This is a genomic window from Paenibacillus ottowii, assembly GCF_050516475.1.
GTDB lineage: Bacteria > Bacillota > Bacilli > Paenibacillales > Paenibacillaceae > Paenibacillus > Paenibacillus ottowii.
In genome coordinates, this window is record NZ_CP191577.1 from 5,329,040 (window position 1) to 5,348,125 (window position 19,086).

At 43.1% G+C, this 19,086-nt stretch carries 22 protein-coding genes and 1 riboswitch; of the genes, 5 read left to right on the plus strand and 17 right to left on the minus strand.

The features are described from left to right. Positions 1–69: 69 nt before the first annotated feature. The 9 genes from ACQQ6X_RS24550 to metH form a co-directional block, all read right to left on the minus strand. Positions 70–1,128, minus strand: a complete 1,059-nt coding sequence (locus ACQQ6X_RS24550) for an SAM-dependent methyltransferase (protein WP_305167972.1) — start codon at positions 1,126–1,128, stop codon at positions 70–72. A gap of 22 nt (positions 1,129–1,150) precedes the next feature. Then, the gene (locus tag ACQQ6X_RS24555; protein ID WP_305167973.1) at positions 1,151–1,924 is read right to left on the minus strand and encodes an ABC transporter ATP-binding protein; all 774 of its coding nucleotides are present in this window, start codon (positions 1,922–1,924) and stop codon (positions 1,151–1,153) included. Continuing rightward, positions 1,921–2,235: a thioredoxin family protein gene (locus tag ACQQ6X_RS24560; protein ID WP_305167974.1), complete on the minus strand. Its 315-nt coding sequence runs from the start codon at positions 2,233–2,235 to the stop codon at positions 1,921–1,923. Before ACQQ6X_RS24560 ends, ACQQ6X_RS24555 begins: the two co-directional genes overlap by 4 nt. Continuing rightward, positions 2,232–2,570: a cyclic-phosphate processing receiver domain-containing protein gene (locus tag ACQQ6X_RS24565; protein ID WP_305167975.1), complete on the minus strand. Its 339-nt coding sequence runs from the start codon at positions 2,568–2,570 to the stop codon at positions 2,232–2,234. The genes ACQQ6X_RS24560 and ACQQ6X_RS24565 overlap by 4 nt, the downstream gene beginning before the upstream one ends. A 70-nt stretch (positions 2,571–2,640) precedes the next feature. Beyond that, the gene (locus tag ACQQ6X_RS24570) at positions 2,641–3,489 is read right to left on the minus strand and encodes a deoxyribonuclease IV (protein WP_305167976.1); all 849 of its coding nucleotides are present in this window, start codon (positions 3,487–3,489) and stop codon (positions 2,641–2,643) included. After that, entirely contained in the window at positions 3,479–4,297 is an 819-nt protein-coding gene (locus tag ACQQ6X_RS24575) for an Fpg/Nei family DNA glycosylase (protein WP_305167977.1), read from the minus strand. The genes ACQQ6X_RS24570 and ACQQ6X_RS24575 overlap by 11 nt, the downstream gene beginning before the upstream one ends. Positions 4,298–4,361: 64 nt before the next feature. Continuing rightward, positions 4,362–5,171, minus strand: coding sequence for a TIGR01457 family HAD-type hydrolase (locus tag ACQQ6X_RS24580; RefSeq protein WP_305167978.1), 810 nt, complete (start codon positions 5,169–5,171; stop codon positions 4,362–4,364). A gap of 499 nt (positions 5,172–5,670) precedes the next feature. After that, positions 5,671–6,603, minus strand: a complete 933-nt coding sequence (rnz, locus tag ACQQ6X_RS24585) for a ribonuclease Z (protein ID WP_305167979.1) — start codon at positions 6,601–6,603, stop codon at positions 5,671–5,673. An 89-nt stretch (positions 6,604–6,692) separates the two neighbouring features. Beyond that, a complete protein-coding gene (gene metH, locus ACQQ6X_RS24590) occupies positions 6,693–10,133 on the minus strand; it encodes a methionine synthase (RefSeq protein ID WP_305167980.1) in 3,441 nt (1,146 codons plus the stop codon). Between the two features lie 283 nt (positions 10,134–10,416). Here metH and ACQQ6X_RS24595 point away from each other — a divergent pair, with 283 nt between their 5' ends. After that, positions 10,417–10,959, plus strand: a complete 543-nt coding sequence (locus tag ACQQ6X_RS24595) for a 1,2-dihydroxy-3-keto-5-methylthiopentene dioxygenase (protein ID WP_305167981.1) — start codon at positions 10,417–10,419, stop codon at positions 10,957–10,959. Positions 10,960–11,054: 95 nt separating this feature from the next. Here ACQQ6X_RS24595 and ACQQ6X_RS24600 read toward each other — a convergent pair whose 3' ends face one another. The 4 genes from ACQQ6X_RS24600 to ACQQ6X_RS24615 form a co-directional block, all read right to left on the minus strand. After that, positions 11,055–11,849, minus strand: coding sequence for an HAD family hydrolase (locus ACQQ6X_RS24600; protein WP_305167982.1), 795 nt, complete (start codon positions 11,847–11,849; stop codon positions 11,055–11,057). Positions 11,850–12,009: 160 nt separating this feature from the next. After that, positions 12,010–12,519: a hypothetical protein gene (locus tag ACQQ6X_RS24605; RefSeq protein ID WP_305167983.1), complete on the minus strand. Its 510-nt coding sequence runs from the start codon at positions 12,517–12,519 to the stop codon at positions 12,010–12,012. A 116-nt stretch (positions 12,520–12,635) separates the two neighbouring features. Then, a complete protein-coding gene (locus tag ACQQ6X_RS24610; protein WP_305167984.1) occupies positions 12,636–12,842 on the minus strand; it encodes a DUF896 domain-containing protein in 207 nt (68 codons plus the stop codon). 107 nt (positions 12,843–12,949) lie between these two features. Next, positions 12,950–13,318, minus strand: coding sequence for a LysM peptidoglycan-binding domain-containing protein (locus ACQQ6X_RS24615; protein WP_305167985.1), 369 nt, complete (start codon positions 13,316–13,318; stop codon positions 12,950–12,952). A gap of 190 nt (positions 13,319–13,508) precedes the next feature. On the opposite strand from ACQQ6X_RS24615, the gene lexA reads away from it, so the two are divergent. From lexA to ACQQ6X_RS24630, 3 genes are all read left to right on the plus strand, one after another. Further along, on the plus strand, positions 13,509–14,135 hold the full coding sequence (lexA, locus tag ACQQ6X_RS24620) for a transcriptional repressor LexA (protein WP_063212612.1): 627 nt from the start codon (positions 13,509–13,511) through the stop codon (positions 14,133–14,135). 415 nt (positions 14,136–14,550) lie between these two features. Continuing rightward, positions 14,551–14,715 carry a hypothetical protein gene (locus ACQQ6X_RS24625; protein WP_167669708.1) on the plus strand — a complete coding sequence of 55 codons (165 nt, stop codon included), beginning with the start codon at positions 14,551–14,553 and terminating at the stop codon, positions 14,713–14,715. A 40-nt stretch (positions 14,716–14,755) separates the two neighbouring features. Beyond that, on the plus strand, positions 14,756–14,896 hold the full coding sequence (locus ACQQ6X_RS24630) for a hypothetical protein (protein ID WP_305167986.1): 141 nt from the start codon (positions 14,756–14,758) through the stop codon (positions 14,894–14,896). A 548-nt stretch (positions 14,897–15,444) separates the two neighbouring features. Here ACQQ6X_RS24630 and ACQQ6X_RS24635 read toward each other — a convergent pair. Further along, a complete protein-coding gene (locus ACQQ6X_RS24635) occupies positions 15,445–15,915 on the minus strand; it encodes a MarR family winged helix-turn-helix transcriptional regulator (RefSeq protein ID WP_305167987.1) in 471 nt (156 codons plus the stop codon). Between the two features lie 153 nt (positions 15,916–16,068). Here ACQQ6X_RS24635 and ACQQ6X_RS24640 point away from each other — a divergent pair, with 153 nt between their 5' ends. Continuing rightward, positions 16,069–16,947, plus strand: coding sequence for an SDR family NAD(P)-dependent oxidoreductase (locus tag ACQQ6X_RS24640; protein ID WP_305167988.1), 879 nt, complete (start codon positions 16,069–16,071; stop codon positions 16,945–16,947). A 101-nt stretch (positions 16,948–17,048) separates the two neighbouring features. Here the strand turns inward: ACQQ6X_RS24640 and ACQQ6X_RS24645 are convergent, their stop codons facing one another. From ACQQ6X_RS24645 to ACQQ6X_RS24655, 3 genes are all read right to left on the minus strand, one after another. Beyond that, positions 17,049–17,930 carry a glycosyltransferase family 2 protein gene (locus tag ACQQ6X_RS24645; RefSeq protein WP_305167989.1) on the minus strand — a complete coding sequence of 294 codons (882 nt, stop codon included), beginning with the start codon at positions 17,928–17,930 and terminating at the stop codon, positions 17,049–17,051. 431 nt (positions 17,931–18,361) lie between these two features. Beyond that, positions 18,362–18,469, minus strand: a complete 108-nt coding sequence (locus ACQQ6X_RS24650; protein ID WP_149033336.1) for a sporulation protein YjcZ — start codon at positions 18,467–18,469, stop codon at positions 18,362–18,364. Between the two features lie 161 nt (positions 18,470–18,630). After that, complete coding sequence (locus tag ACQQ6X_RS24655) at positions 18,631–18,723, minus strand: YjcZ family sporulation protein (RefSeq protein WP_225683653.1); 93 nt, start codon at positions 18,721–18,723, stop codon at positions 18,631–18,633. Between the two features lie 201 nt (positions 18,724–18,924). Then, positions 18,925–19,025: riboswitch (guanidine-I (ykkC/yxkD leader) on the plus strand. Positions 19,026–19,086 lie beyond the last annotated feature (61 nt).

Below are 19,086 nucleotides of genomic sequence, written 5' to 3' on the forward strand. Positions count from 1 at the left end.
TTAACATAATGATTTTTTAAAGGAACAATTTGGCTTTATTATATAGCATACCTAATCTATTGTAAAGAATTATTTTCCATACTTGATCATGTACAGGGTAATCTCATCTCGGTTATGGAAAAGCTGCTTAGCCCGCTGAATCTGCATGCCGGACTCCTCAAACGAAGCAATCACATCATGAATGAGCGCCAAAGGCTTTTTATGCATTAGCTTGACTGTTACAATAGCCGTACCACCACTGCGCAAACTGTATAGTAGATCAGTAACGAGCCTTGCCATCTGTTTTGGACTCCAGCTCATATCACAAACCAGCAGATCGAACGAATTCTCTTTAAATTTAACTTCACTTGCATTTTTACGTAAAAATGTCAAATTAGCGTACTTCATCAGTGAGGGATCCATCTTGGCTGGATCAACAGCAGTAACTTTCAGTCCCCGCTCCAGCAAGAAGGAAGTCCATCCGCCAGGTGCTGCCCCAATATCAAGGCCCTGATGGAAAGCGCTAAAATCAATGCCGAATGTCGCTTCTGCTTCCAATAGTTTGAATTTAGCACGAGAAATCTGTCCTTCTTCCTTCTGAAAACGAACTGCGCCTCCGCTCCAATCCGATAGGTTGTCCTGAGGATGTGATACGCCAGCGTACCACGTATCCGTATCTGCAAAAACGGACACAATAACATCGGCGCCTTGTACTACCAACTCGATAGGTAGATCACTTAATTGTTCACTCAAGGCCAGCTTGAGCGCACCTGCGCTTTCAGTCCAACTGCTATTAGCTCCCTTGCGTACTTGCAAAGAAACGCGTTGATCTATCAGTTCCTTACGGTTACGGATAAATGCAACCAGGCGCTCTTGCACATGAACTAGATCCGTTCCTTCCTCCTGAAAATGAACAGGGAACAAGTGACGCAGAAACATCGGTGGTTGGCCTACAATCGTCCTCACTGTTTCCATTTCTCCTGCGGGTAATGTTGCTAAAAAAATTTCACCAGGTAGAAGCATCGTGCTTTTCACAGAGCCAAATAATCTTCTAAGCTCCTCTTGAGCATAGGGTGCAAAGCCATGGTTGGCCGTACAAACAAATCTCGATGTCGACAAAGTGGACTCACTCTGTTCATCTGTATTCATGTATAGTTCCTCCAAAATAACGTTATCCTCCAGCGCACACCCGAATCCAGGGACGTTCTCCATCCCATTCCAGCTCAACTGGAATTTCATAAGTATGCATAATCAATTCTTTCGTTAAAACTTCTTTTTTCGGTCCAGCAGCTGCAATCTTGCCATCCCGAATCAACGCAACGTGCGTAAAGAGGGGGACAATTTCCTCAATGTGATGAGTTACATAGACCACTGATAAGTCCCGCTTGCGAAGCTGATCAATCTCGACCAACATTTTTTCCCGTTCAAATAAATCCAACCCGGCACAAGGCTCATCCATAATCAACAGACGAGGTTCAGCCATCAGCGAGCGGGCCAGCATCACCTTTTTTCGTTCTCCTTGCGACAATGTGCCCAACGGGTGATGAATCAGATCGCCTAAATTCATACCTTCCAGCAGAGATACGGCTTTTTCTTTTGCCTCCGTCGGAATCTCCTGATAAAAACGTAAAAAAGCATACGCACCTGTAGCCACTACTTCCCAAACGGGATCTTTTAGCGCCAGCTTTTCCAGTAATGTCTGGCTAATGTATCCGATCTGCTTGCGAACTTCCCGCACATCACATTGACCATACGTATGCCCAAGCACCTCAACCGTGCCACAACTTGGAAACATATACCCTGTCATCATTTCCAACAATGTTGTTTTGCCGGAACCATTTCGACCCAAAATAGCCCAATGTTCACCATCTCGTATTTCCAGGCTTACATCGTCCAAGATACGTCTTTCTTCGCGCTGTAATGTAATGTTTTTCATGGATATCATTCCATCACGCTCCTTATCCTGCTCAGCAAGTGTTCTACAGATTCCATTTTGTAGATGATTTCAGGATTTTTATTTTCACCATTATATATAAGAAGCGCGGGGACGCTGGAAATCCGATACTCCTGCACCAGTTCAGGAATATAGTTAATGTTGCTCTGCACCACTGCTCCTTCGGGGAGCAAATGCTCTGCTACCTCCAACATTCTACGGGCTGCCGCGCATGTCCCGCACATGGGAGTGTATACAAACAAAGCCAGCTTGCATCCCTCCCATATGGCACGGCGTGCCTCTTTTTGTCCGACCTCTTTCATCGCTTGGACTCGCTTATGATCTCTTGCATACGCGCCTCAGGAATGGGTCCGTTATGCACAGTGACTCCCTCAGGCTTATTCGCATAAAGCAGTTCATACATGGCTCGCCGCCCCTGTGGACTGGAGGAATGCAAGTAAATTTCACGCGGATATAATTGCTTACTTGCAATAACAGCAGCTACATCCTTTCCCGTCGGTTGACCCGGACCCAAATCATAATCTAACGACAGGATCGAAATAGGGTATTCATGAAGCAGAAGCAGACACTCATCCGCGTCCCTTGCCAGCTTAAAACCTGGAGGACAAGGTCGATAATCGTCCATAAACAAATACATCAACTTCTCCTCCTTCTTCCCAAAAAGTAAGCTTACATAAGTCGCTTAGTACTATTATCATCTGTATATTTTACTGCCAACTTTGAATCATTTGAATATCCTCCTGATGTGTACCATCAGATCCCGCTTCACTCTCCAAAACGACGGGAATACCTCTTACAGCTTCTTGTTCTGTTATCCAGCGCAAACCTTCAGTACCAATATAACCTTGCCCTACGCGCGCATGTCTGTCTTTTTTTGAGCCGTATGGGTATTTGGAATCGTTCAAGTGAACTCCGCATAGCGCTGACCAATAGCCAAGACGATCTCCTTTTTCAAGCAAAGCTTCGTCTATTCCACCGTTCCACAAACCTGCTGCATATGCATGACAAGTGTCCAGGCAAAATCCGATGCTGCCAGAATCTCGACACAGTTGGCGAATTTGGACCATTTCCTCCAGCGTGGTTCCCATGGGACCGTGATCCCCAGCTTGGTTTTCAATCAATATTTTAGCATTTCCCTGCCAGCCTTCCAGCACATCATTGAGGCAGTTAATAATGTTATGATAGCCCTCCAACGGGTCAGACGAATGCAAATGCCCAAAATGAACAACTATCCCCTTCGATCCACAGGCTTCAGCAATATCCAGATCATTGCGTAATGAAGTAACCATCAGGTCATAAAGTTCCTGCCCCCGTTCCCGACCGTGAGCCGGATTAACGGGATATGGCGAATGAGCAATGGATTGAAGCTGGTACTCTGAACAGTAAGCTTTACAAGCAGCCGCATCAATGGGATTCCATTCCTTTAGCCTAAGACTACGAGGATTTTTCGGAAAGTATTGAAATGAACGTCCTCCCTGCTCTCGCGCACGTATAGCAGCTTTGGAAAAGCCATCACGCGTACTCACGTGAGAGCCGATGAGCAATTTAGGCATCATGCTGCTGCACTGGGCAATAAAATGCTTTTTTTCCCGCCAGCTCGACTCTTACAATTTTTCCACCGCTTGGAGATTCTTCTCCTTCACGGTCGTACACTCGACACTGCTGATCAAAGCCACCTGTTAGTGTGTCTCCCTCCATCAGAGGCATTTCCATATAGCCGCCCTCCGCAGTAGCTTCACGAAGTACGGATTGAGTAGCATGATATAGCTTTTCCACTTTTTCTGGAGACTGTACAATGTTCTGTACCTTGGAACCCGGCGTAAATCCGGCGATATAAGCAATTTCGTCCGAATAGCAATTGCCAATCCCCGAAAAGACGTATTGATTTACCAGTGTTGTTTTCAAAATCCCGCGTCTTCCTTTTAATCGTGCTGTAAAATTCTCCAACGTCATACGGCGGTCTAACGGATCAGGTCCCAGCTCTGACAAAGCTTCATCTGTTTCTTTAGCCGTCAGCAAATGGAGATAGCCTAAGCGCAGTCCGATAAAATAAAGCTTCATTCCACTGAAATTCAATTCGATCTGAACTGTACGGTTCGGACGTTGCTCCTCCGTTCCCAGATACAATAATCCTCCCAACATCAGATGAAGCACCAACCGTTTACCCGTATTTAAATGAAAAATCAAATGCTTGCCACGACGCTCTAAATATACAACAGTCGCACCCAGCAATTGCTTCTTAAAGACTTCTACTTCAGTATTAATGGACTTTTCACGGGTAACCGTCACTTCAGTAATCGGGATGTCCAAAATTTGTTTTGATAATAATATTCTGTAGTTTTCCATTTCAGGAAGCTCCGGCATATCAACATCTTTCCTTTCGTAGCTATATAGCTTTTAACTCGCAAATTTCTAAGACGTTTATTTTTTATGACTTCAGGTCTTCTTTCATCCATTCCTGCAGCTCGTCTAAATTTTCAAACATCAGGTCAGGTTTCACTCCAACGGCACGAATATGTTCGTCTATATTAGCGTGGGTCGTCACGCCCGAAAGAATCAAAGCTGTCTTACAACCTGCTGCTGCACCTGCCGCAATATCTGTAAGCATATTATCGCCCACAACCAGAGCTTCATCCGCTCTAATGTTCAAGCGATTCAGTGCATAATTCATTAGCACGCTTGAAGGCTTGCCGATGACGACCGGTTTGACCTGTGACGCAGCTTCAATAGCAGCTCCAATTGTACCTGCACCTGGTGTAAGTCCGTCATCCGAAGGCAATTGTAGATCCGGGTTTGTCAAAATGAATGTAGCGCCTTCCCGAATCCAACGCATGGCAGCTGCAAGCGTTTCATATGTAAATTGACGATCAATCCCCTGTACCACATAATCAGGATGGTCTTGAACAAGCTGCAAGCCAGCTCCCATGAGTGCCTCGCGTAATCCCGTTTCACCAATACAATATACATGAGCTCCAGGACTTTGCTGGGCAACATATTGTGCAGCTGCTAACGCCGAAGTATATACTTCATGACTAGCTGCTTCAATTCCCATACCAACCAAATGCTCGGCTACCGATTCGGGTGTGCGTGAAGCATTGTTTGTGACATATGCATAAGATATCTGCTCCGAACGCAATCGGGAAATGAACAGATCCGCACCCTTGATCATCCGCTTCCCATGATAAAGTGTTCCATCCAGATCAATTAGTAACGATTTTATTGCAATCCCCTCCCCCACTTCAATTTCATCATAACATTGAACATAATTAATTCACTCCATGAATGGTACTCTCCCTTTTTATTTAACCACCTGAAATACTTAGATCATTAAATACAGGTCCTTTCCACTCATCTCATCTATCTTAAGTCAAACATGCATATGAAGTCCATGAATTGCTGGTAAACCATCCAAAATAGCGTCATTCCTCGCTAAAAGCCGTCGGTCTCACATTACATAAGATCATTTCTTCGTCGAATTCCATCGAAGATGCCACGTCTTCAAAGGAAATTTCCTGTATTTCCTGAGCAGACTCAAGCAACTAAATCCTTTAAATTCGATATATAGAAACTCAAATATGACACGCCTCCATATGTGGTAGAACAATTTCGTCTCCCCTACTCTCTTGCAGTCTCACCTCTTGTCGCATTCTGCGCTTTCCCGGAAAATAATTTCTGGTGAAAAAGAAAAGCACCGGAGCAAGCCCCGGCACCTTTGCACATATCGTATCTCCAATCGTTTATTGACCGGTATCGGCTATCGGTAACAATACATGCTGCTCCGCAAGCGATGAATTGGGAAATAGGCTTCTCGCTTCCTCCAGCAAAGGCTGAAGCTGCTCCTGATCTTTATACCTAGAACTAAAATGCGTCATAATTAACTGGCCTGCACCTGCGGCTTTTGCAGCTTCCGCTGCCTGAAGCGCCGTACTATGATGATATTCGTACGCCGTATCCGCCAGATCATGCAGAAAAGTGGCTTCATGAACGACGACAGTTGCATCTCGTGCCAGCAGTACTGTATTCGGACAAGGTCTGGTGTCCCCTAAAATAGTGATGATACGCCCTTTTTTAGGTGAACCCAATACTTCCTGAGGATGCAGAATAACTCCACCTTCTACTTCCACACTTTCTCCACGCTTTAATTTACCATACACCGGGCCAGGCTTGATCCCATATCGCTCCAGCAGTTCTTGGTTAAGCTTACCGGGCTTATCCATTTCTATAATTCGGTAACCATAGCTGTCAATCCGATGATCCAGCAATGCTGATTCCACCCGAAATTGCCCGTCATCGAACAGAACCCCGCCCGTGTGCTCGACAATATGCAGTTGATAATTGATACGAGATTGGCTGATCCCTAAAGATAGCTCGATATATTGCTGGAGCCCAGGCGGTCCATAAACCGTCAGAGGTGCCGTACCTCCCTGGTATGCCCTGCTTGATAAAAGGCCAGGCAGACCAAAAAGATGATCCCCATGCAAATGAGTGATAAATATTTTTTCAAGTCTGCTCAGCTTGAGCGGCGAACGCAGTACTTCCTGTTGAGTGCCTTCACCGCAGTCAAACAACCACATGCTTCTACGTTCCTCTAATAAACGAAGAGCAATGGACGTTACATTTCGCTGAATTGTAGGTACCCCTGCATTTGTACCGAGAAAATATAATTCCATGACATTTACCTTCTTCCTGCTGACCAGCAAAAAACCTCCGAAGCTCGGAGGGTAATTTGCTATCCCATCTGATAAAGGTGTTAAACCTTTTAAACCTTTTCGACGTTAAAATACTGCGCCTGAGGGTGGCTGAACACCATGGCTGATACTGAAGCCTCCGGTTCCATCATAAACCCTTCCGTTAGCTCAACGCCAATGTCCTCAGGTTTTAACAATTGGAACAACGGTCCCTGATCCTCCAGATCGGGGCATGCCGGATAGCCAAATGATACCCGTATCCCTTGATATCTAGCACCGTGCCGCTGTTTCATCGTCATATCGGCAGGGTCCGGGAAACCCCAGCTATCCCTGATTATATGGTGAAGCCGTTCTGCTAGCCCTTCTGCCACTTCGAGCGCTACCGCTTGAAGTGCATGTGAGCGCAGATAATCCCCTTTGTCTCTCCACTGGGTAGATAGCTGCTGAATACCATGGCCAGCGGTAACAACCATGAAACCTACATAGTCCATAACCCCTGATTCCACTGGTTTCAAAAAATCAGCCAGACATAGATAAGGCTCTACCTGCTGACGTGGGAACGTAAATGTGTGCAGTACCTTGCTCACATCCGACGGATCATAGATCAGAATTTGGTCTCCTTGGGACTGTGCTGGAAAGAAACGATACATAGCATGCGCTTGAATGATCCCGTCTGTTACAGCCTCAAACATGATGCTGTCTACAGTTTCCTTCAACTGAGTCGCTTTCGGGTCCCTCGAAGCTAGCAGTTGCTCAACATTCCCTTTTAAGCCAAGATGATGCCCCATCAGCATCTGCATATTCACATAAGGCAGAATATAATTCAGTGGATAGTTACGCAGTACATGGCGATCCGTATCCGGTGGAATATACACAGGCAAATCCTGAGCAATGCTAGAGCGTACAGCCCGAGTAAGCTTAGGGAGCGGCTTGGTTTCCACAACTGTTGCCGCTTCGGCCTCACGCTCGGCCTTCATTTCCTCGGCCATTTTTTTACGGGATTCAGGGTCCATAAGCTTATTGGCAATATCCAGACCATCCATAGCATCTTTTGCGTAAGCAACTAGTCCATCATACTCAGGACGAATACGATTTTTAGTGAACTTGCGCGTTAAGGCAGCTCCACCAACCATTATTGGAATATCAATGTTTGCATTTTTCAAATCCTGTGCGGTTAGCACCATTTGTTGTGCCGATTTAACAAGCAAACCGGATAGTCCGATCATATCAGCCTTTTCTTCACGATAAGCCTCAATAATGCGTTCTGGTGGTACTTTTATACCCAGATTTACAATATGGTAACCATTGTTGGATAGAATAATCTCCACCAGATTTTTACCTATATCATGCACATCACCTTTGACCGTTGCCAGCAAAATCTTACCTTTTACCGAGGATTCATTTTTCTCCATGAACGGCTCTAAATAGGCCACTGATGCTTTCATTACTTCAGCGCTTTGCAGTACCTCTGCAACAATCAGCTCGTTATTGTTAAACAGCCGTCCTACTTCTTCCATCCCTTTCATCAGCGGTCCGTTAATAATCTCCAAAGAAGAATATTTGGCGAGCGCTAGCTCCAGATCCGGGATCAGTCCCTCCTTACTTCCCTCCACGACATAGGAAGCCAGTCGTTCTTCGAGCGAAAGGTTTGATATCTTCTCTTTTTTCTCCACTTTCTTATTACGGAAAGCTGCTACAAATGCAGATAACGTATCGTCATTTGTATTATAGATCAGATCTTCTGCCAATTTCCGTTCATGCTCAGGGATAGATGCATAGCGTTCAAGCTTCTCTGTATTTACAATCGCATAATCCAATCCTGCTTTGGTGCATTCGTATAAATAGACAGAATTAAGTACTTCACGACCCGCTTCCGGTAAACCAAAGGATACGTTACTGATGCCCAATATGGTATGAACCCCGGGGAGAGCTTCTTTAATGATACGTATGCCCTCAATCGTTTCCTTCGCTGAACCGATATATTGCTCATCCCCTGTTCCTACCGGAAATACGAGCGTATCAAAAATGATATCCTCTGCTGCCAGACCATAACGGTTCACCAACAGATCATAAGAACGTTTGGCTACCTCAAGCTTATCCTCACGTGCAATTGCCTGCCCGCGTTCATCAATCGTTCCGACAACAACAGCAGCGCCGTATTTATGAATAATAGGAGCCATTTTCTCAAATTTTTCTTCACCATCCTCCAAGTTAATGGAGTTAATAATGGCCTTACCTTGCGAATACTGAAGAGCTTTATCGATAACTTTAATATCCGTGGTATCAATCACCAATGGTACTTTTACCTTGTTTACGACCAGTTTCAAAAATGCTTCCATATCTATCATCTCATCGCGATCCGGATCTTGCACACAAATATCAATGACATGTGCACCGCTTTTTACCTGAGCGCGAGCAATTTCAGACGCCTCTTCATATTTGCCTTCCACGATCAATCGTTTGAATTTACGGGAGCCAAGAACATTCGTTCGCTCACCAACCATATATGGACGATTGTCCTGTTCAATATACACAGGCTCAATACCTGATACGGCAGGAGGATGATGACCTACGAGCTGACGAGGCTCGTATTGCGCCATACTTTCACTCATAACCCTTATATGCTCTGGTGTGGTACCGCAGCAGCCACCTGCGATATTCAACCAGCCTTTTTCAGCGAAAGCAGCCATTTTACGAGCTAATGAATCCGGCGATTCATGGTATTGACCATTTTCATCGGGCAGACCCGCATTTGGATAACAGCTAATAGCTGCAGAGGACATTTCAGACAAAGAACGAATATGATCACGCATAAACTCTGGACCTGTAGCACAATTCAGTCCAATCGAGATTGGATTTAAATGTTCGAGTGAGATGCAAAAGGATTCAATATTTTGTCCGGCCAACGTCGTCCCCATCGGCTCAATCGTGCCAGAAATCATTAACGGAAGCTCAATCCCTGTCTGCTCAAAAGCCTGACGAATTCCGATGCTTCCCGCTTTAACGTTCAGCGTATCCTGTGAAGTCTCCAATAGAAGAACATCCACCCCGCCTTCAATAAGCGCCAAAGCCTGCTCCTGATAGCTTTCAATCAACTCTGCAAATGTAACACCGCCTGTGACAGACAAGGTTTTCGTGGTTGGACCCATAGCTCCTACAACAAAACGAGGCTTGTCCGCAGTACTGTATTTATCCACCGCGTTACGCGCCAGTTTGGCTGCCACCAGATTAATTTCACGGGCACGTTCTGGTATATCGTAATCCGCCAAAACAACGGACGTTGCTCCAAATGTATTCGTTTCAATCAGGTCTGCTCCGGCTTCCAAGTATGCTTCATGAATCCCTTGAATGACATCCGGTCTCGTTAAGACCAACATCTCGTTGCAGCCTTCGAGTTCTTCCCCACCAAAATCAGCGGGAGTAAGGTCCTCCTGCTGAATCATAGTGCCCATAGCACCATCAAGAAGCAGTATTCTTCGTTGTAACGCATCCTGCAAGCTAACTTTATCCAAAATTTCTTCACCCCCGCAAAACGTTAAATCCTAGTTTAGCAGAAACCGTATCATTTAGATAGATTGAAGTAAAAACATACGTTTTATACAGGCTGTTCTTTACCATAAACGACTTAACTGATCTATTTTTAAAGTATGCATCGTTATAGACGAACGTCTTTAAACTGTATTTTTTAGTTATAGACGTTCCCCTTATCAATGTTTTAATCCTATATTGTACAACAGTTCAAGACATGGTATTCTTTATATAACATTAATCCAAGTGGAAAAGGGTGAATTATATATGGCAGAAATTTTAATACGTAACACGAATGAGCGAATTAGCAGTGAAGAACAAGTACGTGAATTTTTGGAGAGTCACCAGGTATTGTATGAACACTGGGATGCTTCCAAGCTGTCAGGGGAACTGCAAGAAAACTTTACACTGACAGATGATCAAAAAGCCGCTGTTCTTAACACATTTGAATCCGAAATCAAGGATTTAGCTGCACGTCGCGGATATAAAATATGGGACGTTATCACCTTATCTGAAGCAACGCCGAATCTGGACGAGCTGTTGGCCAAGTTCGAGCAAATTCACACCCATACCGAGGATGAAATCCGTGCCATCGTTGCTGGTAAAGGAATTTTCATCATTAAAGGCTCTGAAGAGATCGGCTATTTTAATGTAGAGCTTTCACCAGGTGACGTCATTTCCGTACCTGAAAATACTCCGCACTTCTTCACTTTAATGGAAAATCAAAAGATCGTCGCAGTCCGCTTGTTCATCGAAGAAAATGGCTGGATTGCCGAACCGTTCGAAGATCCAACATTCATTAAAGCTTAATCATAATTTATGGTGCGCATAAGAAAACTCCCTCTGCTCTGTATCATATCGAGCGAAGGGAGTTTCTTGATACCTTTTTGAAGACTGTGGATTTCTCACTTTAGCGATTGAATAATTCCGTGCAGTTCAGACAAATGCTTGATTTGGAACTTCGGCTTAATCTCTGTAGTATTGGTTTTAGCGTTCCGATTCACCCACACCGAATGGACACCAGCTGCCAAAGCTCCTTGAATATCAGTCGTCAGCTTATCTCCTACCATTAGAGCATGTTCAGGTTCAATACCTAAAAGTCCCAAAGCATGCTCAAATATCGAAGGATCAGGCTTGCCCCGACCAAATGAACCTGAAATGACAATATGATCAAAGAACGGAGCCAATTGAGGAACCCCATCTAGTTTCTCCTGTTGTAGATCAGGGGAACCATTTGTCAGCAATAACAGCTTGTATTCCCCCTTCAATTGTTCCAGTATCTCAAACGTTTCTTCATATACATGTGGACGTGCACGTCTTTCCGAAGCAAATTGGGTAGCTAGCTTTTCCGCCAGCTCCTCATTATCTATCCCCAACTGCTGAAGCCCTCTGCGCCATGATTCCTTTCGATATACAGGGGCCAACTGTTCCAATTGACGGAATTCAGGTTGCTCACCTGCTGTAAAATTCGCCCACAGCCCTTCAAACGGATTAATGCCAATCATTTGAGTAAAACTAAAGGTTTCATAGGACTCATACAAAGCGCGCGCTTCCTTGCGAACAGCTTCTTCCAGAGTTTTGGGATCAGTACCTGTTTCTCGGTAGCCTGTTTGGCATGCTGCATCAAATGCTTCTTCTACACTACGTTCATCCCACAGAAGGGTGTCATCAAGATCAAACATTATCGCCTGAATCGTCATATGAATTATCCACTCTCTTTCCCCTGTATATGTAAAGTCTGTCTGTTTGGTCACGTATCAGATCATTATGTGTGCCCATATTAAGCAAGTGGCCGCACCATGTTATATGAAAAAAAATAACATCATACGGCCTTACTTACAGAGCTACAGGCTAAATCCGTTATTTCTTTTCTACCTGTATCTGATTGGATAGTGCAAACTTTTCAAGGCGCTCTGCAATGGCATCCGTGTCATAGCGTCCCAGTGATTTTGTGAAGATAAAATTACCGCCCTTGCCTTTTCTTTCAACGGTAACGTAGCCCTTTTCAATTTTGATTGCTTTCATATCCCCTGCTGTCATCGGGCGTTCTCTACCACCTTTTAACATATAAAGGGTATCTTTTCCTACCTTTAAATAAGGACGACGAATGAAGAAGATCACAGCCAGCATTAAATACAAGCCAAATACAAGCCAATCCATTCCCCGCATGCCGGTTTTAGTCAAAAAGTAACTCATAAGCATGTACAATACGGCAAGACCAGCCAGCATGATTGGAACAGTAATATTACGGCCACGGAAAATGTCCATTGCTGAACCTGCGCCATTAATGGTTTGAATGCCTTGTTTCTTGCGTGTTTTATTTAAATGTGCTGTGTTTTTACGTACTTTTCTTTCAAATGATCGGGCCATCTCTCAATTCCCTTCCCAATAAATATTACATTAAAACAATTGCCTTAGAGCTGATCTATATAGATACCAGGAAAGATACCTAAAACAAAAGGCAAATGATGCAGGCTTTAGCGACCTTAATGCTTCAGCCCGCCATTTCCCTTCGACGTATCATCGTCCACAAATTCAATGGTTTCAAGCTGCTGCCGAAAATTACGGCGAATGTTGCCTAAATAAATTTCCCGAAGATTGGCGCGCTCTGTGGTTTCATCTTCCGTCAATCCTTCGGCTTTTGCTTTGCGCGCTAATTCATTAATGCGCTGTACCAAGCTGTCTATATCCAAATTGTGTCCCCTCCATAAAAGCAAAGATATAATACACTTTGACATGTAGAAAAGAGCTTGTCAAGGCTCCCACATTGCGCTCCCTGACAAGCTCTATAGTCTGTAGATCAGAAGTGTGGAAGCTTAAGTACCTGACCTGCCTGTACTCCTCCATCTTCCAAACCGTTAATACGCACGATTCCTTCAATATATACCCGTGTATCCATTCGTTCTGGCTTGTGATTCGCTGCAATCTCCCATAATGTATCTCCAGGTTGTACGGTTAGCTTAATCACTTCTTCCTTAGAAACGGAAGGAGCTGCGAAAACCGTAAGTACACCTGCCCCTGCAACCCAAACGACAATGACAAGAACAAGAAGCTTAAGTAAAAGAGTATTGGTATTCATTTGTAACAGACGCAACTTCCCCTCTTTTCGGGTCTCTTGTAAATCTTCTAAATTCATCGGGAAAATACTTTGATAAGTGCTATATTTCATAATTGGCTGCGTCCTCCAAACGTTTGTTCTTATGTTTTTTCACAATATAACACGAACATTTGTTTTGTTCAATAGAAAAGAGAACAAAAGTTCGTAAATATTTTTAGAGATTATTTAGAACTTATGTTTGTACGAACGGAGGTTCTATGCTATAATTTTCCCAAACGTTACTAAATGGGGTTGATACGGTATGTCTAAGATTTCGAGCCGCCAGCAGGCCATTCTTGAATTTATCCGCAATGAAGTGCGTCTAAAGGGATACCCCCCTTCTGTACGCGAAATAGGCGAGGCAGTCGGATTGGCCTCCAGTTCTACGGTTCACGGTCATTTGGATCGTCTGGAGAAAAAAGGACTCATTCGTCGCGATCCTACGAAGCCACGGGCTATTGAATTACTCGGTCAAGACGAGTCGGATAACAGCAACTTGATTAATTACTCCATTAGTCGTGTTCCCGTCGTCGGCAAAGTAACCGCTGGTCTTCCTATTACGGCGACAGAAAATATTGAAGATTACTTTCCTCTTCCCCAACACTTTGTTGGTGAGGATAAAATATTCATGTTATCTGTTGTAGGCGAAAGCATGATTGAAGCTGGTATTGCTAACGGAGACTATGTAATCGTACGTCAGCAGCAGACCGCTGATAACGGAGACATTGTTGTGGCTATGACAGATGAAGACGAAGCTACAGTTAAAACCTTTTACAAGGAAAAAGATCATATCCGGCTTCAACCTGAAAATCCAGCCTTTGAACCACTTCGCCTGACACACGTCAGCATATTGGGCAAGGTTATTGGACTCTTCCGGGACTTCCACTGATTTATCGTGCTTTCTTCCCCGTTATACTACTACTAATATAAAACCGGCCACCTAGGTGAGCCGGTTTTATATTGTTACTATCTTTATTATGTATGCGTCTAACAGTTAATCTTCCCTTTTCGGTAACCTACATTGTTCCACTATAATATCCGCCCCATTATTCGAGATAGTTCCGTCTGCTCTTTTCTGTTCCTTTTATAAGCTAACCATATGGAAATTTGACTCATGTGAACCCACTGTAACCTTCCAATAACGTAAAGGTGGGAAGGCGAACATAGGCAAGCGTGAGCTTTTTTGTTAAACATTTAGATACATAGGTACTAGCTTCTTTTCGTCTTTAGTAGATTTATGCTGATACATTACTAGCACAATTGACATATATATAAAGCAGACCTAAAGCAAAGGAGACATGCAGATGATCAGAAATAGAGTTAAAACGTATAAGCATCGCATCGGAAAAAATAGATATCTGGTCGTTAAAGTTTTTCAAGCGGCAGCTGCGAGAACTGGAAGCGGAAATGCCCTCGCAACCAATGCATTGAATATCAAAATTTCCAAACGTAAGCATAGACATCACTAAGATTCAACCACACCTTCATTCTTTGAAGGGAGGTGATAATATGAGCAGAAGACACTGCAATCGTGAATTGAGAAGAAGAAGATTAAACATCCGTTCCAATCAGAGAGCCACTGCGCGTGCAAGAGGTAACGCACTGGCTGTTAATCTGTTTAGCGTGAATGATGGACAACGTAGACGCTAATAATCCTTTACAAGCTGCAAGCAGGAAAGCAGGAAGAATTCTTCCTGCTTGTTTTGTGTTAAATGATACATCAGAGTACCCGTCCTGCCAGTTATAGCTTTCTCAAACTTATTTATCTAATGTTGAATATATGTTACTGTAAATACAGCCAATCTTAAAGATGCTGGAACTGACTTCAATATCTCGATTACTCTGTATGGTACGAATAGAGATTATGTTACTGCTTCATTTGTAGGTCCTAACCGTTGGCTTGGCGATGTTTACTTATACTCACATTAAGAACTTTCTAATATTTAATTATAGCTGATCCTGCTTTAACCCACTCTTTGGATTCTAATTGAATCCATCCATATACTGGTGAATCAGAATCAATTTTTTGCTTTATCAGAGAAAGATTTTCAAAGTTGCTGGAACCGTAAGAGGTCCCTGTTTCGCGTTAAATAGGTTTTCTAAACCACTAATCGAAAATTTCACTCTTTTCCTTGTATTTTCTTTTGGAAAGTGACGATATCGTTTGTGAATGTTTACATGGCGGTCATTTCCTAAAATTATATTCCGCTCCGGTGGTCGAATCCGTTAAATTGCCTAAGCATTTGGATGAATTCATGGAGATCCTCATCTTTCCAGTTCAAAATTCGTTCATAGAAAACTGACTCTTTTTCCTTAAGTGCATCAATTAATTTTTGCTGTCCATGCTCGGTAAGAGACAACACAACTCCCCGTCCATCACTTTGGGATGTCTCTCTGTTCAAATATCCCAAAGACTGGAGCTGTTTGACAAGACGACTCACTGAACTTCGATCCATCGCAGTTGATTCCGCTAAAGTCGCAGCGTTCGTTGGGCCATAAGAATACAGCCAACGAACAATATGGAAGGCGGCAGGTTGTAAGGAGGAATCAAATTTCGCAGCAGCTCTGACATTCAGGGCATGTGAAGCACTGATGAGTGCGTTAAGCTGTTCTCCTAACTCAATCTCCAATTTCGCCCTCGGTGCATCTTTGACTTTATTATATTTCATCCTCAATCACCTTTCTCTCGATCAAAAAATCACAACACATATTTGATTGACATATATCAACTAAATTATTATAGTGGACATATATCAATCAAATATGCTAACTCACCGGATTGACTGCTCCAATAAATTGTAACACATGAAGGAGAAATGACGATGTCTAAAAGTGCTGTTGTTGTCATAACAGGCGCCACAAGTGGGCTTGGACAGCTAGTCGCAATTGAATTAGGAAGACGCGGCTGCTTTGATCTTGTTTTGACTGCCAGGAGTAAGGTACGTGCTGAAGCTACAAGAAAAAAGATTGAGCTGGTTAACGCGTCAGCAAAAGTTGACTTTTTTTATGGAGATTTATCAGTACTGAAGGATGTTCAACGGATTGGGAGTGAAATAACCGCCGCATACCCTAAAATTGATGTGGTGTTAAACAATGCGGGAATCCATGCTTTTGAGCAACGCATCACCCCCGAGGGATTACCCGAAATGATGGCCATAAATTATTTATCGCCGTGGCTGTTAACTCATACGCTAAAACCGTGCCTGCAGAACGTAGGTAAGGCCAAAGTTGTCAATGTTGCCTCCGAAGCTTCACGCCGTCATGGAGTTTTAAAGCTTCCTGAGGATTTAACAGATACAACCCCCTTTACCGCTCGTGGCTCATCCCCCATTTATGGTAAAACCAAATTATTGAATATTATGTTCACTGCTGAGCTGGCAAAACGGTGGTCGGATACGGGAATCAGTGTAAATGCACTAAATCCAGGATTCAATGTTACCGGTTTGGGACGAGAACTTTGGTTTGCCCCTCTATTGGAACGATTGCTCAAGTTTTTCCACCTTGGGGATCCGCGAAGAGGAGCAGATATCATCACCCGATTGATTGTAGAGCCGGAATATCATAAAAAAACAGGTGGATACTTTAACGTCGGAACCGGGAAATCTATTAAACCAGTGTTACCTGGCGGAGATCCTCAGGTGCAGCAAAAACTATGGAAGGCCACAGAGGATTTACTAGAACAAAAGGGATTCCTTCCATAAACAAAAAAGACTCATACCAGATACCCAGTAGAGTCCTCCTATTCTATATTCAACCAACTAATGTGTCATAAGAGCATCACCGATCCAACCGGATCACTTGCTTAATACGGAATATGGGATATGCATCGTGAAAACGCCATGTTTAATAGTTCCTGGTTATAAAGCAAATACTTACTGTTTTGATCTAGTACCCAGTTGGCAAAACCTAAAGCTCTGGTGTAACTATTATAATCATAGGGATTAATCTTGAACCCTAGAATGTCCAGCATAATCTGATTCTCTTCATCTGATAATTCCAAGCCTAACTTGCTAAACTGTCTTTGACGAATTCTCCGCGCGGTAGCATCCTGTATAGCTCTATGCTGATTGGATACTTGTCCATTATGTTGACGATAATACAAAACGTTTATGGGCAGGTTCGCCATTTGTACCTGGAAAGCTAATCGGTTCCACAGCTCGTAGTCTTCGGCATGGGGATAATTGCTATCATATTGAACACCAAGCCGATGGATCATGCTAGTACGCATTATTATTGCAGGATGGCAGATACAACAATGAAATAGCAACCATGTTTTAATTTCTTCGTGACTGGCCGGATTTACTTTCATTGTTCCCCCACTAGACGTAGTAAAAGCAGCTCCACATACATCAACCAATGGATTTTGGTCCATAAATGCTATTTGTATAGCTAGTCGATCTGGCGTAGAAATATCATCGCTATCCATACGAACGATATATTCACCATTAGCCTTCTTTAATCCTTCATTTAGAGAAGCGATCAATCCCCGATTGGTTTTATGAAAGATTTTTATCACCCTAGGATCTGTTATTTGGGAGATAAGAAAGGTAGTTCCATCTGTCGAACCATCATCAATAACAATTAATTCAAAATCCGAATAGGTTTGAACCAAAATACTGTGTATTGCTTCCAAGACAAAATCCACATTATTATAAACAGGCAGTATGACTGAAGCACGTGGCACAATATTCCCTCCATTTCATATTTTAAAAATGGAATCAGTAATACAAAGACAAAACAACCTCCCTATTTTTGGAATATCTGTTCCTTCTATGTTCTCATGTTCTAAGGTATGTTCGGAAATACATTTCGAAGCGGCTTCCCGGTAATATACTATGCCCTTTTAAGTATGTAACGAGAATTTATTTTCTTAATCTTCTATATGATAAGATGTGTCGAAGTGAATTCCGATCTTCATAGGTATCAAACATATATGAGGCATTCGCCCTTCTAATAAGCCAATAAGCGCAAAACTATTTTGGCAAACATCCAGCAAGCACCCCTCAAAAGAAAAGCGAATGCTGTGACTATTGCCAAATAGCTTATGCGCTTATTAGGATCAACCTTTTACAGCCCATGAGTAAAGTGATATTATCCAGTAGTGCTTTTCACAAGTTAAACCCAAAGTGATTTAGTGATGATAACTAAGAGAATAAAGAGCACTAAAATTGCTGCTGTAGAAGTCCATGCACCGCCGCCATTATTACCTTCATATGCACCCATGCCTTTAAACCTCCTTTATCTTTCATCACTTTAATATATGGTAAGAATATATTTAGTGATAGGGCATGCAGGTAAAAAAAGTACCACACCAGCAGGATCAGCTAGAATCTAATGAAAGAAACCATTTCTCCGTTGGCCACTATACAATCTTCTTCACAACATTAAACCCAACACGATTTAAGAATGATAACCAAGAGGATATAAAGCACCAAAATTGCCGCTGTAGAAGTCCACACACCTGCACATCCACTCATAGCGTTAGCCCTCCTTTATTTGTTTTCACCTTAATATATGTATGGCTACGACCCTGTGGCCGGGCATTCAGTTAACCAAAAAAATACTCGATCAGCCAAATCCAATAGGTGTTTACTACTTGTATGAAGATTCTAGTGATAGAATTATAAATTGACTCACATTATATCGCGTGTTAGTATGACTTTATCCAATAACTGAATAAAAACGTTTTCTAGGGTTCCGCAATTGCAAGATTGGTCTGGTCCGAGAGAGAACGCACAGCCAAGTGGCTGTGACACGGAGGGATAAAAGCCTGGGAGATAAACGCATCTGCGTTTTATTTCCCAGGCTCTTTTATTCTTTTTTTTGGCTAATTTTTTATT

Bases quoted from the DNA above. Each gene is read 5' to 3' on its own strand.
- ACQQ6X_RS24550 (WP_305167972.1), bottom strand. From the start codon at position 1,128: ATGAATACAGATGAACAGAGTGAGTCCACTTTGTCGACATCGAGATTT.
- ACQQ6X_RS24555 (WP_305167973.1), bottom strand. From the start codon at position 1,924: ATGATATCCATGAAAAACATTACATTACAGCGCGAAGAAAGACGTATC.
- ACQQ6X_RS24560 (WP_305167974.1), bottom strand. From the start codon at position 2,235: ATGAAAGAGGTCGGACAAAAAGAGGCACGCCGTGCCATATGGGAGGGA.
- ACQQ6X_RS24565 (WP_305167975.1), bottom strand. From the start codon at position 2,570: ATGTATTTGTTTATGGACGATTATCGACCTTGTCCTCCAGGTTTTAAG.
- ACQQ6X_RS24570 (WP_305167976.1), bottom strand. From the start codon at position 3,489: ATGATGCCTAAATTGCTCATCGGCTCTCACGTGAGTACGCGTGATGGC.
- ACQQ6X_RS24575 (WP_305167977.1), bottom strand. From the start codon at position 4,297: ATGCCGGAGCTTCCTGAAATGGAAAACTACAGAATATTATTATCAAAA.
- rnz (WP_305167979.1), bottom strand. From the start codon at position 6,603: ATGGAATTATATTTTCTCGGTACAAATGCAGGGGTACCTACAATTCAG.
- ACQQ6X_RS24595 (WP_305167981.1), top strand. From the start codon at position 10,417: ATGGCAGAAATTTTAATACGTAACACGAATGAGCGAATTAGCAGTGAA.
- ACQQ6X_RS24600 (WP_305167982.1), bottom strand. From the start codon at position 11,849: ATGACGATTCAGGCGATAATGTTTGATCTTGATGACACCCTTCTGTGG.
- ACQQ6X_RS24605 (WP_305167983.1), bottom strand. From the start codon at position 12,519: ATGGCCCGATCATTTGAAAGAAAAGTACGTAAAAACACAGCACATTTA.
- ACQQ6X_RS24615 (WP_305167985.1), bottom strand. From the start codon at position 13,318: ATGAAATATAGCACTTATCAAAGTATTTTCCCGATGAATTTAGAAGAT.
- lexA (WP_063212612.1), top strand. From the start codon at position 13,509: ATGTCTAAGATTTCGAGCCGCCAGCAGGCCATTCTTGAATTTATCCGC.
- ACQQ6X_RS24625 (WP_167669708.1), top strand. From the start codon at position 14,551: ATGATCAGAAATAGAGTTAAAACGTATAAGCATCGCATCGGAAAAAAT.
- ACQQ6X_RS24630 (WP_305167986.1), top strand. From the start codon at position 14,756: ATGAGCAGAAGACACTGCAATCGTGAATTGAGAAGAAGAAGATTAAAC.
- ACQQ6X_RS24635 (WP_305167987.1), bottom strand. From the start codon at position 15,915: ATGAAATATAATAAAGTCAAAGATGCACCGAGGGCGAAATTGGAGATT.
- ACQQ6X_RS24640 (WP_305167988.1), top strand. From the start codon at position 16,069: ATGTCTAAAAGTGCTGTTGTTGTCATAACAGGCGCCACAAGTGGGCTT.
- ACQQ6X_RS24650 (WP_149033336.1), bottom strand. From the start codon at position 18,469: ATGGGTGCATATGAAGGTAATAATGGCGGCGGTGCATGGACTTCTACA.
- ACQQ6X_RS24655 (WP_225683653.1), bottom strand. From the start codon at position 18,723: ATGAGTGGATGTGCAGGTGTGTGGACTTCTACAGCGGCAATTTTGGTG.